This is a genomic window from Microbacterium lacusdiani, from assembly GCF_054779895.1.
The window spans coordinates 43,621-56,740 of sequence record NZ_BAAGXJ010000027.1; the positions used below are offsets into that span (position 1 = coordinate 43,621).

13 protein-coding genes are annotated in these 13,120 nt (G+C 71.4%); 6 read left to right on the forward strand and 7 right to left on the reverse strand.

What is annotated here, in order from left to right; all coding sequences use genetic code 11:
- Window positions 1-32: 32 nt before the first annotated feature.
- Genes ACYVGN_RS11870 through ACYVGN_RS11885 form a run of 4 tightly spaced genes read right to left on the reverse strand, consistent with a single transcriptional unit; the run spans window position 33 to window position 3,408 of the window.
- The gene (locus ACYVGN_RS11870) at window positions 33-1,031 is read right to left on the reverse strand and encodes a branched-chain amino acid ABC transporter permease (RefSeq protein ID WP_460791005.1); all 999 of its coding nucleotides are present in this window, start codon (window positions 1,029-1,031) and stop codon (window positions 33-35) included.
- Window positions 1,032-1,045: 14 nt separating this feature from the next.
- The gene (locus ACYVGN_RS11875; RefSeq protein WP_460791006.1) at window positions 1,046-1,927 is read right to left on the reverse strand and encodes a branched-chain amino acid ABC transporter permease; all 882 of its coding nucleotides are present in this window, start codon (window positions 1,925-1,927) and stop codon (window positions 1,046-1,048) included.
- Window position 1,928: 1 nt separating this feature from the next.
- On the reverse strand, window positions 1,929-2,639 hold the full coding sequence (locus ACYVGN_RS11880) for an ABC transporter ATP-binding protein (protein WP_460791007.1): 711 nt from the start codon (window positions 2,637-2,639) through the stop codon (window positions 1,929-1,931).
- Window positions 2,626-3,408: an ABC transporter ATP-binding protein gene (locus tag ACYVGN_RS11885; protein WP_055990499.1), complete on the reverse strand. Its 783-nt coding sequence runs from the start codon at window positions 3,406-3,408 to the stop codon at window positions 2,626-2,628. Before ACYVGN_RS11885 ends, ACYVGN_RS11880 begins: the two co-directional genes overlap by 14 nt.
- Window positions 3,409-3,569: 161 nt before the next feature.
- Here ACYVGN_RS11885 and ACYVGN_RS11890 point away from each other — a divergent pair, with 161 nt between their 5' ends.
- Window positions 3,570-4,337, forward strand: coding sequence for a DUF1932 domain-containing protein (locus ACYVGN_RS11890; protein WP_460791009.1), 768 nt, complete (start codon window positions 3,570-3,572; stop codon window positions 4,335-4,337).
- A 6-nt stretch (window positions 4,338-4,343) separates the two neighbouring features.
- On the opposite strand, the gene ligM is transcribed toward ACYVGN_RS11890, so the two are convergent.
- On the reverse strand, window positions 4,344-5,747 hold the full coding sequence (gene ligM, locus ACYVGN_RS11895; protein WP_460791010.1) for a vanillate/3-O-methylgallate O-demethylase: 1,404 nt from the start codon (window positions 5,745-5,747) through the stop codon (window positions 4,344-4,346).
- A 130-nt stretch (window positions 5,748-5,877) separates the two neighbouring features.
- Here ligM and ACYVGN_RS11900 point away from each other — a divergent pair, with 130 nt between their 5' ends.
- The 4 genes from ACYVGN_RS11900 to ACYVGN_RS11915 are packed head-to-tail and all read left to right on the forward strand — an operon-like array spanning window position 5,878 to window position 9,407.
- Window positions 5,878-6,633, forward strand: coding sequence for a PIG-L deacetylase family protein (locus ACYVGN_RS11900; protein ID WP_460791012.1), 756 nt, complete (start codon window positions 5,878-5,880; stop codon window positions 6,631-6,633).
- An 8-nt stretch (window positions 6,634-6,641) separates the two neighbouring features.
- Window positions 6,642-7,358: a 4-carboxy-4-hydroxy-2-oxoadipate aldolase/oxaloacetate decarboxylase gene (locus ACYVGN_RS11905; RefSeq protein WP_055990491.1), complete on the forward strand. Its 717-nt coding sequence runs from the start codon at window positions 6,642-6,644 to the stop codon at window positions 7,356-7,358.
- On the forward strand, window positions 7,348-8,430 hold the full coding sequence (locus tag ACYVGN_RS11910; RefSeq protein ID WP_460791013.1) for a 4-oxalomesaconate tautomerase: 1,083 nt from the start codon (window positions 7,348-7,350) through the stop codon (window positions 8,428-8,430). Before ACYVGN_RS11905 ends, ACYVGN_RS11910 begins: the two co-directional genes overlap by 11 nt.
- Window positions 8,431-8,456: 26 nt before the next feature.
- Window positions 8,457-9,407 (forward strand): VOC family protein, encoded by a 951-nt coding sequence (locus ACYVGN_RS11915; RefSeq protein WP_460791015.1) that lies wholly within the window; start codon window positions 8,457-8,459, stop codon window positions 9,405-9,407.
- Between the two features lie 358 nt (window positions 9,408-9,765).
- Here ACYVGN_RS11915 and ACYVGN_RS11920 read toward each other — a convergent pair whose 3' ends face one another.
- Window positions 9,766-10,128: a hypothetical protein gene (locus ACYVGN_RS11920; RefSeq protein WP_055990483.1), complete on the reverse strand. Its 363-nt coding sequence runs from the start codon at window positions 10,126-10,128 to the stop codon at window positions 9,766-9,768.
- Window positions 10,129-10,200: 72 nt separating this feature from the next.
- Between ACYVGN_RS11920 and ACYVGN_RS11925 the strand changes: the two genes are divergently transcribed.
- Entirely contained in the window at window positions 10,201-11,601 is a 1,401-nt protein-coding gene (locus ACYVGN_RS11925) for a dihydrolipoyl dehydrogenase family protein (RefSeq protein WP_460791017.1), read from the forward strand.
- A gap of 60 nt (window positions 11,602-11,661) precedes the next feature.
- Here ACYVGN_RS11925 and ACYVGN_RS11930 read toward each other — a convergent pair whose 3' ends face one another.
- On the reverse strand, window positions 11,662-13,074 hold the full coding sequence (locus ACYVGN_RS11930; RefSeq protein WP_055990477.1) for an MFS transporter: 1,413 nt from the start codon (window positions 13,072-13,074) through the stop codon (window positions 11,662-11,664).
- Window positions 13,075-13,120 lie beyond the last annotated feature (46 nt).

Here is a 13,120-nt window from a genome sequence, read left to right on the forward strand (position 1 = left end):
CATGCTGACCTTCTCTCTTGTGGGGGTGGGGATTACGTGGGGGAGCCGGGTTCCTCCGGTGCCTGCGCGCCGTGCTCGCCGCCGCGCCGGCGCAGCAGCCGGCGGATCACGCGGGGCAGGCTCACCACGCCCCCGGGCAGGACGAACAGCACGACGAGCAGGATCACGCCCTGCAGCAGCGAGGTGAGGGTCGCGTCGATCTCGTTCGTGACGTTGGGCACGAGCACGTAGTAGGCGCCGCCGATGAGCGAGCCGACGATGCTGGCCGCGCCGCCGATCACCATCGACGCGAGCAGGCTGATCGAGTGGTGGAACGCGAGCGTCTCGGGGGACGTGTACTGCACGACCACCATGTAGAGGAATCCGCTGACCCCGCCGATCATGGCGGCGATCGTGAACGCCATCACCTTGTAGCGGTACGGCGAGATGCCCATCGACGACGCGACCGCCTCGTTCTCCTTGACGATCGCGAGCGCCCGCCCGAACTTGCCGCGCACGAGATTGCGGATCAGGAGGAACACGACGGCCGTGATGAGCAGCACGAGGTAGTACTGCCACTGGTCGTTGGCGAGGCCCGACCAGTCGGGCGCGGAGGAGAACCGCGCCGACGTGCCCTGCGATCCGCCGGTCCACTCGGCCAGGCGCTTGGCGAGCGGGACGCCGATGATCGGCAGGGCGATCGTGACCATCGCGATCGCGAGTCCCCCCAGCCGCGCCGCGGCCAGCGCGACGACGTAGCCGGCGAGGCCGGGGAGGAGGACCGCGAGCGCGAACACGAGCAGGATGTTCCAGTCCTGGTTGACCCCGTACGCGGTGACGTAGGCGCCGAGGCCCAGGAAGAAGATCTGGCCCAGGGACACCTGGCCGGTGTAGCCCATGATGACGTTCAGGCCGAGGACGGCGACGGCGAAGACCCCGACCCGGGCGAGGGCCTGGTTGGTGGCGACGTCGAAGTTGAGCGGCGCGAGGATCAGCGCGAGCGCGATCAGCGCGCCGACCGCGATCCGCACCCAGCCCTTGTTCCAGAGCATCCGGAGGCCCCCCATCAGACGCGCACCACGGTCCGGCGCCCGAACAGGCCCTGCGGCCTGATCAGCAGCACGACGAAGAGCAGGATGAACGGCACCGCGATCTTGAGATCGTGGCCGATGAACGGCACGTACACGGCCGCGAGGTTCTCGAGCACGCCGATCAGCCAGGCCGCGACCACGACGCCGATCGGGCTCGAGGCGCCCCCGAGGATGACCGCCGCGAGCGCGTAGACGAGCGCGCCGTCGAGCATGCCCGGCGTGAGGGACAGGCGGGGCGCCACGAGCGCGCCCGCCACGGCGCCGAGCGCCGCGGCCAGGCCCCATCCGATCATGAGCAGACGTCCCACGGGCAGTCCCGAGAAGGATGAGGACCGGGGGTTGTCCGCCACCGCGCGCAGCGCCAGCCCGACCTTGGTGCGCTGGAACAGCAGCTGGAGCAGCACCATGATCGCGGCGATGGTGAGGAACGTCCCCAGCGAGCGCCAGCTGATCGCGGCGCCCAGCAGCGGGAACGAGTCCGGCGGGAAAAGCGACGGGAACTGCAGGTTGTTGTACGACCAGATCCAGCCGCACACGCCCGTGATGAGGGTGAGCAGGCCGATCGTCGCCACGACGGCGGTGTCGGGGTCGCCGCCCTCGAACCGCCGGATCAGGAAGCGCTCGACGACGGCGCCGAGGGCGAACGAGATCGCGACCGCCGCGAGGATGGCCAGTGGCAGGGGGAGGCCCAGGCCGAGGAAGGCGTACGCGAGGTAGCCCGACAGCACGGCCATCCCGCCCTGCGCGAAGTTGATCATGCCCGTGGACTGGTTGACGATGACGATCGCGAGCGCCAGCGCCGCGTAGATCGACCCCATGGCGAGGCCGTCGACGACGAGTTGGATGAAGGTGCCCACGTCAGCCTCCCAGGTACGCCCGGCGGATCTCGTCACGGCCCCTCAGCTCGGCCGACGTGCCGGTGAGCACACTGCGGCCGGTCTCGAGCACCGTGGCGGTGTCGACGATCCCGAAGGCGAGGTTCGCGTTCTGCTCGACCACGAGCATCGCGATGCCCGACTCGAGGCGCAGGCGCCGGATCGCGTCGTACACGTTCTTGGCGGTGCTGGGCGCCAGTCCGAGCGACGGCTCGTCGAGCAGCAGCAGGCGCGGCCTCGCCATGAAGGCGCGGCCCACCGCGAGCATCTGCTGCTCGCCGCCCGACAGCGCCGACGCGTTCGACCCGATGCGCTCGTGAAGATTGGGGAACAGGTCGAGCAGGTAGTCGATGTCGCCCGCGATCGCACGGCGGTCCTTGCGCAGGTATGCGCCGACCAGGAGGTTCTCGCGGACCGTCAGGTTGGGCAGCGTGCCGCGGCCCTCGGGCACGTGCGCGATTCCCCGGGCGGCGACCTGGTCGGGGCGCAGGCCGCGGATGCTCTGTCCGTCGAACACGATGCCTCCGCCCGTGCGCACCACGCCGCTGATCGCTCGCAGGGTCGTGGTCTTCCCGGCGCCGTTCGCGCCCAGGATGCCCACGGCCCCGCCCTCCGGCACGCTCAGCGACACCCCCTCGAGCACCTGCACGGGCCCGTACGAGGCGGTCACGTCGGTCAGCTCAAGCAGCGTCATCCGCCGCCTCCTTGCCGATGTAGGCCTCGATCACGCGCGGATCCGCCTGCGCCTCGGCCGCCGTGCCCTCCATGAGCTTGCGGCCGTGGTCGAGCACGACCACGCGGTCGGTGAGCGCGGAGATCAGGCCCATGTGGTGCTCGACGATCACGATCGTGATGTCCTCGTTCGCGCGCAGGTCCCGGACCGTCTCGATGAAGCGCTGCACCTCGCCGTGCGACAGGCCGGCGGCCGGCTCGTCCAGCAGCAGGAGACTCGGCCGCATCAGCAGCGCCCGGCACAGCTCGACGCCCTTGTGCAGGCCGTGCGAGAGCTCGTCCGCGGTGAGATGCGCGGCCCAGCCGAGGCGGTGCTTCTCGAGGAGCGCGAGTGCCTCCTCGCGCAGCTCCCGCTCACGCCGACCGGTCGGAGGCACGCGCAGGGACCAGGCCAGCGGGCCGGCCGGCAGGCGGGTGTGGCCGCCGAGCAGGACGTTCTCGAGCACGGTGGCGTGCAGCTGCAGCGCCGGGTGCTGGAACGTGCGCGCGAGGCCGTGGCCGGCCAGGCGTGACGGGTGCGATCCGCTGACCTCGGCGCCGTCGATCGCGATCGACCCGGATGAGGGGCGGTAGTGACCGCTGATGCAGTTGAACAGCGAGGTCTTGCCGGCGCCGTTCGGGCCCACGAGACCGAGGATCTCGCCGGGCTCGACCGTGAAGCCCACGTCGTGCAGCACCGTCACGCCGCCGAAGCGGAGGTTCACGTCCTGCAGGGTGAGTCGAGCGGCCATCGCTCCTGTCTCCTGTGCGTCGGGTCAGTCGTCCGGAGCGATCCCGCGGTTGTGCCGCGTCGGGTGGGAGCGTCGGTGCTCCGGTATCGGAAGGCTATGGACATAGGTACCTGGTGTCAACAATCGTGGCGCGAATCGTTACCGGGTCGTACATTGACGCCATGACGCGCATCGCGGTGATGGGGCTGGGCGAGGCGGGAAGCCGATACGCGCGGGGCCTCGCGGCCGCCGGCGCCGAGGTCGCGGGGTACGACCCCCACGTCGTCGTGCCGGGGGCGGGGCAGCGCGATCGGCTGGCGGAGTGCGTCGACGGCGCCGAGATCGTGCTCAGCCTGGTCGGAGCGCGGGCCTCCGTCGAGGCCGCGCGCGACGCGGTCGCGTGGATGGCACCCGGGACCCTGCTCGCCGATCTCAACACGGCGGCGCTCGAGACCAAGCGCGCCGTGGCCGAGGTGGCCGCCGCGGCCAGCATGCGCGTGACCGACGTCGCCGTGCTGGCGCCTGTGCCGCGCGCGGACCACCGGACGCCGCTGCTCGCCAGCGGTGGCGCCGCGGAGGAGTTCGCGGAGCGGATGCGCCCGTTCGGCGTGCCGGTCGACGTCGTGCCGGGCGGCATCGGCGCCGCCGCCCGCCTGAAGCTGCTGCGGGCCACGTTCATGAAGGGCCTCGCCGCGCTCGTGCTCGAGAGCCTCGGCGCCGCGAGGGCCGCCGGCGCCGAGGGCTGGCTGCGCGCGCAGATCGCCGCCGAGCTGGGCCCCGACGGTGACGCCATCGTGGACAGGCTGGTCGCCGGCACCTACACGCACGCCGAGCGTCGCGAGCACGAGATGCGGGACGCCCTGGCGCTGCTCGACGAGGCCGGCGTGCCGGCGGACATGACGCGCTCGACGCATGCCTGGCTCCAGCGCATCCTCGCCGAGCGCGCCTGATCCGCCTCAGAGCGCGCCTGTCGAGCGCCAGCCGCCGTGGTACTCCGTGCGGGCGGTCTCCGCGTAGGGCACCGGGCTGACGACCGCACGCACCTCGATCTGGCGGTGCGGCTCGACCGTGGTCTTGCCGGAGCCGCCGTCCGGCTCTCCCCAGATCACGCGGACCTCGGCGCCCTCCGGCACGTCTCGGTCCACGGTGGCGAGCGACAGGCCCCGCTTCTCGTTCGCCGTGACGCCGGTGAACAGGGAGAGCCCGACGACCTTGCCGTCCGCGTCGATCACGGAGTCGAAGTTGCTGGAGCCGTAGTTGGCGTTCGGCAGGTCGAAGAACTGGTAGCCGTCGCCGTCCCGGTCGAGGACCGTCGTGAGGATCTTGGCGAGGTCCTCGTCGTTCCACGCGAGCGTGACCTTGCGTCGCTGCCGTTCGGGCTCGATCTTCTCGAGGGCGTCGCGGCCGATGAAGTCGTGGTCGAACTTGACGAACGAGCCGTAGCCCAGCTCCCAGGGATTGAGGTAGTAGTCCTCGATGTCGTCCGAGACGAAGGATCCGGCGACCGCGTTGATCGCCTCGTAGCTCGTGACGGGCAGCCACTCGCGGTAGCGGCGCTCGGCCTCGCTCGAGTAGATCGCCGGCAGCGGGGAGGGGATCCATCCGGACTCGAGCGTGTTCGACGAGTAGGCGCGCGATCCGCACGGCTCGATCCCGAACTCGGCGCCCGCCTCGAGGATCGCGTCGCGGATCAGCATGTGGTCCTCGTACGGGCCCCACAGCTCGAGCCCGGGCGCGCCCGCCATGCCGTGGCGCAGGGTGCGGACCTGCCGGCCCGCGATGGGCAGGTGGCCCATGTGGAAGAACTTCACCTGCTCGAGCGCGCCGCCGTTCAGCTTCTCGATGATGTCCCACGCGCGCGGGCCCTGGATCTGGAAGCGGTAGTACTCCCGGTGGACGGCCTGGCCGTACGGGCGCGAGGGGGAGCGGTCGTCGTAGCGGAACTCGACGTCGTACCCGCCCGTCTCGGCGTGGAACTGCAGCCAGTTCGCGACCGGTGCGCGGCCGACGTACACGTAGTCCAGCTCGGCCTCGTGGAACAGGATGCCGTCGCCGATGACGCCGCCGTTCGAGGCGACCGGCACGAACTGCTTGGCCGTGTCGACCGGGAAGTTCGCGAAGCTGTTGATGCCGGTGTCGCTGAGCAGCCTCAGAGCGTCGGGGCCCGACAGGAAGAAGTTCACCATGTGGTGCGTCTGGTCGTAGAGGACCGCGGTCTGACGCCAGGCCTTCTGCTCGCGCCGCCAGTTGCTGAACTCGCTGGGCACCACCGGGTAGATGTAGGTGCCGAGCCGGGAGTTCCGCAGCATCTCGACCGTGTCGCCGTGCTCGTCGAGCAGCTCCTGCAGGTTCTGCGCCATGAGGCTCCTTTGCCCGTCGCGTCTGATGTCACCAGGATTGTAGACATTATCTTGACCACCGCACCAGGGGATGGTTCACTGGGCACGCGGAATGCATAATCCCGGGCCCCGACACGAAACGGATCGCCGCATGGCAGAGACAGAGCCGTCGCTTCTCGTCGTGAGCGCGCACGCCGGAGACTTCGTCTGGCGCGCGGGCGGGGCGATCGCCGCGGCCGCGCTGCGGGGCGAGCGCGCCACGGTCGTCTGCCTGTCCTACGGCGAGCGCGGCGAGTCCGCCAGCCAGTGGCTCGCGGGCAGGGCCCTCGACGAGATCAAGTCGGTCCGCCGCGAGGAGGCCGAGGCGGCCGCCGCGGCGCTGGGCGCCGACATCGAGTTCCTCGACCTGGGCGACTACCCGCTGATCGAGAGCCCCGAGGCCGTGCAGCGGCTGGTGGACGTCATGCGCCGCGTGCAGCCCACCGTCGTCCTCACGCACCCGCTGTCGGACCCGTACAACGGCGACCATCCCGCCGCCGCGCGGATGGCCCTGCAGGCCCGCGTGCTGGCGCAGGCGATCGGCGTGGCGAACTCCGACGGGACGTACCCCGCGAAGGACGAGATCATCGGGGCGCCGCCGGTCTTCTTCTTCGAGCCGCACCAGCCCGAGCAGTCCGACTTCAAGCCGAACGTGCTCCTCGACATCACCGAGGCCTTCCCCCGGAAGAAGGCGGCAATGGAGTGCCTGCCCGCCCAGAAGCACATGTGGGAGTACTACACCGCGCTCGCCGTGCGCCGCGGCGTGCAGGTCAGGCGCAACGCCGGGCCGAACCTGGGTCTGCCCCACGACACCATGGGCGAGGCGTACATGCGGTACTACCCGCAGGTCACCTCGGTCCTCGACTGAGGATCCGCATGAGCGCCCTCGGAGTGGTCGTCACCGACATCGCACGCGCCGACGCGGCGGTCGTCGACGCGCTCGCCGCGCACGGCGTCGCGACCGTGCACGAGGCGATCGGCCGCGTGGGACTGGCGGGCCCGTCGATCCGGCCCATCCAGCAGGGGGCGCGGGTGGCGGGCACGGCCGTGACCGTGCTCAGCTGGCCGGGGGACAACCTCATGATCCACGCCGCGATCGAGCAGTGCCGGGCCGGCGACCTCCTCGTCGTCGCGACCACCTCGCCGTCCACCGATGGCGCGTTCGGCGACCTGTTCGCCACCGCGCTCAAGGCCCGCGGCGTGCGAGGCCTCGTCACCGCGACCGGGGTGCGGGACACGCAGGAGCTGCGCGACATGGGCTTCCCCGCGTGGTCGAACGGCGTGCACTCCCAGGGGACCGTCAAGGCCACGGCCGGGTCGGTGAACGTGCCCGTCGTGATCGACGGGATGCTGGTCCATCCTGGCGACGTGGTGATCGCGGACGACGACGGCGTCGTATGCGTGCCGCGTGCCGGCGCGGAGACGGCGCTCGCCGCGGCCGACGCCCGCGTCGCGAAGGAGGACGCGGACCGTGCGGCCTACGGCAGCGGCGCCGAGCTCAGCCTCGACCGCAAGGGGCTGCGGCCGCTGCTCGCCGACCTCGGGGTCACGTACGTCTCGCAGGCCGAGTACGAGGGCTCGGATGGCCGCTGAACCCGGCATCCGCTGCCTGCTGATGCGCGGCGGCACTTCGAAGGGCGCGTACTTCCTGGCGTCCGATCTGCCGGCCGACGTCGCCGGGCGCGACGACCTGCTGATGCGGATCATGGGCACGCCCGACCCGCGGCAGATCGACGGGCTGGGCGGCGCGCATCCGCTCACCTCGAAGGTCGCCGTGGTCTCGCCGTCGGAGAGCCCGGACGCCCACGTCGACTACCTCTTCCTCCAGGTCGGGGTCGACGATGCCTTCGTGACCGACCGGCAGAACTGCGGCAACATCCTGGCCGGCGTCGGCCCGTTCGCCGTCGAGCGCGGACTCGTGCCGGCGGGCGGCGAGCGGACGAGCGTGCGCATCCGGATGGTCAACACCGGCGGGGTCGCGACCGCGACGTTCGCCACGCCCGGCGGGGCCGTCGACTACGACGGCGACCTCGCGATCGACGGCGTGCCGGGAACCGCGGGCGCGATCGCGCTGGACTTCGAGGGCACAGCCGGGTCGTCGACCGGCGCCCTCTTCCCGACGGGCGCCGTCGCCGACGATGTCGACGGCGTTCGCATCACGTGCGTCGACAACGGCATGCCGACGGTGCTGCTGCGCGCATCCGACCTCGGGCTCGAGGGCGACGAGGAGCCCGCCGCGCTCGAGGCCGACACCGCCCTCAAGGACAGGCTCGAGCGCATCCGCGCGCTCGCGGCCGAGCGGATGGGACTCGGCGACGTCAGCGCGGCGACCGTGCCCAAGATGGTGCTGCTCAGCGCGCCGCGCCACGGTGGCGCGATCGCCACGCGCAGCTTCCTGCCGCACCGCGTGCACACATCGATCGGCGTGCTGGGCGCGCTCACCGTCGCGGCGGGTGTGCTGGCGGAGGGATCCATCGGCCATGCGCTCGGCCGGATCCCCGACCCCGGTCGCCCCTTCGTCGTGGAGCATCCCACGGGGCACTTCGACGTCGACGTGGCGCTGACCCGCGGCCCCGACGGCGCCGCCCACGTGATGCGCTCGGCGGCGCTGCGCACGGCCCGCCGCATCTTCGACGGAACCGTGTACCCCCGGCCCCGCACCTGAGCCCCGGCTGTCAGAGAGGACACCACATGACAGACTCCACCGTCTTCGACGTCGCGCACCTCGCCAACGTCGAGCTGTTCACGCCCGAGTTCGAGAAGAGCCGATGGTTCTTCGAGGAGCTGCTCGCGATGCGCGTAGTCGCCGAGCACGGCGACTCCGTGTACCTGCGCACGTGGGACGACTACGAGCTCTACACGATCAAGCTCACGGCACGGGACCAGGCCGGGGTCGGGCGCACGTCCTTCCGGGCGATCAGCCAGGAGGCGCTCGAGCGCCGGGTCGCGGCGATCGAGGAGATGGGGCTCGGAGACGGTTGGGTCGACGGCGAGGTGGGTACCGGCCCGACCTACCGGTTCCACGACCCCGACGGCCACGAGATGGCGATCTACTACGAGACCGAGCGCTACGTCGCAGGCGACGAGGACCGCCCCGCGCTCAAGAACCAGGCCTCGCGGTTCCCCGGGCGCGGCGTCAACGCCCGCCGCATCGACCACATCAACTACCTCGCCAAGGACGTCGAGGCCAACGGCGAGTTCCTCGCGAAGGCGCTCGGGATGCGGGAGTCCGAGCGCATCCGGCTCGACAACGGCCGCTTCGCGGCGTGGTGGTTCCACTTCTCGCTCAAGTCGTACGATGTCGTCTACAGCGACGACTGGACCAAGCACGGCAACCGCCTGCACCACATCGCGTTCGCGCCCGACACGCGCGAGGACATCCTGAAGGCGGCCGACATCTTCCTCGAGAACGGCATCCACATCGAGTCGGGCCCGCACAAGCACGCCATCAACCAGACGTTCTTCCTGTACGTGTGGGAGCCGGGCGGCAACCGGATCGAGTTCGCCAACGCCGGTGCGCGCCTGCTGCTGGACCCCGACCAGCCGGTCGTGGAATGGTCGGAGGCCGAGCGCCGCAAGGGCCAGGCCTGGGGCATGAAGACCATCGAGACGTTCCACACCCACGGCACGCCTCTTGTTTAGAAGCGGTCGCACGCGTGCGGGCGCCCCTTCGGGGGCCCTTCGCGAGCGAGGAACGTCGCTTCGCTCCGTTCGGCAGCGCTTCGCGCTGCGATTGGTCGCTTCGCTCCACGCTCGCTTCGCTCGCACGGCGGTAAGTGAGCAGGGTGTGTATTGGTCGTTGAGCGGAGGCGCGCCGGCGCCGGAGTCGAAACGGGCTGAGCGAGCGGAGCGAGTCGAAGCCGACGCTCCGGTTCCGTTGGTCGTTGAGCGGAGGCGCGCCGGCACCGGAGTCGAAACGGGCTGAGCGAGCGGAGCGAGTCGAAGCCCGACGACGAAGCGGCCGCCCCATCCGGGAGCGGCCGCTTCGTGCGTCGAGGCGTCACCAGATGACGGCGAGACCCGCGTTCAGCAGCGTGAGGGCGCCGATCAGCCAGAAGAACGCCGGCGGCACAGGGCTGCCCTTCTTGGCCCGGCTGGTGCTGATGCCGATCAGCGCGCCGATGATCACGAGCACGACCAGCTTGATGCCGATCTTCATGTAGTTCAGCTCGCCGTCGCCCAGGCCCCACGGCGCCGACAGCACGAGGCCGGCCAGGAATGCGAGGCCGAGGCCCGCGTTCATGAGGGGCGTCGCCTGGTACCGCTTCGCCGCGGCCTCCACGGCCCACGACCCGAACAGGATCGCGAAGCCGGCCAGGTGCACCAGAACGACGATGTCGCGCAGAGTCTCGAGGAAGTCCATGCCCTCACGCTATCGCGGTCGTCGTGGTCGGTCACCGGCCCATCCGCCCCCGCCCGGGCGTAGCGTCGGAGCATGACGGTGCGCGAGACGGATGTGGTGGTGATCGGGGCCGGGCCGGTCGGCGAGAACGTGGCCGACCGGGCCGTGCGAGGCGGGCTCGAGGCGGTGATCGTCGAACGGGAGCTGGTCGGCGGCGAGTGCTCGTACTGGGCGTGCATGCCCTCCAAGGCGCTGCTGCGCCCTGGCGCAGCCCTGCGGGCGGCGCGAGCGGTGCGGGGCCTCAGCGGCGGGGAGCTCGACCCGGCCGAGGTGCTGCGACGGCGCGACGCGTTCGCGGCCGAGTGGGACGACTCGGGTCAGGTGCGCTGGCTCACGGGCGCAGGCATCGACCTGATCCGCGGGCGGGGCCGCGTCGCGGGGGAGCGGCGGGTCGTGGTCGAGGGTGACGGCGGCGACGTCGAGCTGGTCGCGCGGCATGCCGTCGTGGTCGCGACCGGGAGCGAGCCGCACATCCCCGACATCCCGGGGCTGCGCGACGCGCGCCCGTGGGGCAGCCGCGAGGCGACGTCGGCCCGGGCCGTGCCCGCGCGCCTGGCGGTGATCGGCGGCGGGGTCGTCGCGGTCGAGGTGGCCACCGTGTTCGCGGATCTCGGCAGCGAGGTGACGCTCCTCTCGCGCAGCCCCCTGCTCCACGAGCTCGAGCCGTTCGCGGGGGAGGCCGTGCGCGACGCCCTGCGCGAGCGCGGCGTCCAGGTGCGGGAGGACGCGCAGCCGGCGGAGGTCGCCCGCACGGACGACGGCGCCGTGCGCATCCGGCTCGAGGACGGCGACCTGCTCGCCGACGAGGTCGTCGCCGCGACCGGCCGGCGACCGCGCCTGGACGGCATCGGCCTCGACGAGCTGCTCGACGACCGCGGTCGCCTCGGCGTCGACGACACGATGCGGGTGCGCGGATCCGACTGGCTCTACGCCGTGGGCGACGCGGCCGGGCGGGTCCTCCTCACCCACCAGGGCAAGTACGAGGCGCGCGCGGCTGGGGACGCGATCGCGGCCCGCGCCCGCGGCGAGCGGGTCGACGACGCGCCGTGGGGCCGGCACGTCGCGACGGCCGACCACGCGGCCGTGCCGCAGGTGGTCTTCACCGACCCGGAGGTCGCCTCGGCCGGTCTGACCGCGGCCCAGGCCGAGGAACGGGGCCTGCGCATCCGGGTGGTCGACTACGAGCTCGGCGACGTGGCCGGCGCGGGTCTGATCGCCGACGACTACGTCGGCCGGGCGCGCGCGGTCGTGGACGAGGACCGCGGCGTCCTGGTCGGCGTCACGCTCGTGGGGCCGGGGGTGGGGGAGCTCATCCACGCCGCGACGATCGCGATCACCGGGGAGGTGCCGCTCTCCCGGCTGTGGCACGCGGTGCCGGCGTACCCCACGCTCAGCGAGTTCTGGCTGCGGCTGCTCGAGGGCTACGGCCTCTGACGCCGGAGAAGAGGCGAGGCCCCACGGATGATCCGAGGGGCCTCGCCGATGCGCGGGCGATCAGGGAAGGATCTCGACGGCGTCGTAGTCGACGTCCTTGGTCTCGCGCGACAGGATCAGCGCCACGAGCGTGAGGACGCCCGCGCCCGAGAGGTACAGGCCCACGAGCCACGGGTTGCCGCCGCCGGCCGCCCACAGCACGACCGCGACCATCGGCGCCAGGGCGGCACCCAGGATCGAGGACACGTTGTACGCGACGGCCGAGCCGGTGTAGCGGACATGGGTCGGGAACAGCTCGGGCAGCAGCGCGCCCATGGGGCCGAACGTCGAGCCCATCAGCGCGAAGCCGAGGATCAGGAAGAAGATCACCAGCGGGCCGGTCGCGGCGCCCTGCGGCAGCAGGAACACCGGGAAGAGGGCACCGAACACGATGATCCCGATCGTGACCGCGATGAGCACCTTGCGGCGGCCGAGGCGGTCGGCCAGCGGGCCGGCCACGATCGTGAAGATGCCGAAGAACACGACGCCGACGATCTGCATCAGGACGAACTCGACGTAGGTGAAGCCGAGACCGGGCACCCACGGGCCGCTCGCGGCGGCGTCGTAGCCCTCGGGGGCGGCCTGCGCCTTGGTGCCGTACGACAGCATGAAGCTCGTCAGCAGGTAGAACAGCACGTAGGTCGCCAGCATGATGAACGTGCCGAGGATGAGCTGCTTCCAGTAGCGGCGGAACGTCTCGCCGAGCGGGAAGCGCTTGATCGCGCCCTGCTTCTGCGCCTTCTCGAAGCTGGCCGACTCGACGAGCTTCAGGCGGACCCAGAGGCCCACGATGACCATGACGGCCGAGAACAGGAACGGGATGCGCCAGCCCCACGCGAGGAACGCCTCCGAGGGGGCGCCGTTCTCGCCGGGCATCGAGAAGTTGATGATCAGGAACAGGCCGTTGGCGATGATGAAGCCGATGGGCGCGCCCAGCTGCGGGAACGTGCCGTACAGCGCGCGCTTGCCCGCCGGGGCGTTCTCGGTCGCGACGAGCGCGGCGCCCGACCACTCGCCGCCGAGCGCGAAGCCCTGCGCGAGGCGCATGATCAGCAGCAGGAACGCGGCGAACCAGCCGATGGTCTGGAAGGTCGGCAGCAGGCCGATCAGGAACGTCGCGATACCCATCGTGAGCAGCGACGCGACGAGCGTCGCCTTGCGGCCGAAGCGGTCGCCGAAGTGGCCGAACACGATCGCGCCGATCGGGCGGGCGACCATGGCGGCGCCGAACGTCGCGAACGAGGCGAGCAGCGCCGTCGTCGGGTTCCCGGTGGGGAAGAAGAGCGCGGGGAACACGAGCACGGCGGCCGTGGCGTACGCGTAGAAGTCGTAGAACTCGATCGTGGTGCCGACCAGGCTCGCGGTGATCACGCGCGAGCGCGAGTTCACCGGCTGGGAGGCGGGACCCGAGGGGGTCTGAACAGCGGTGGTCATGGACATGCCTGTCTGAGGTGACGGAACGGACGGGTATCGCGGCCCT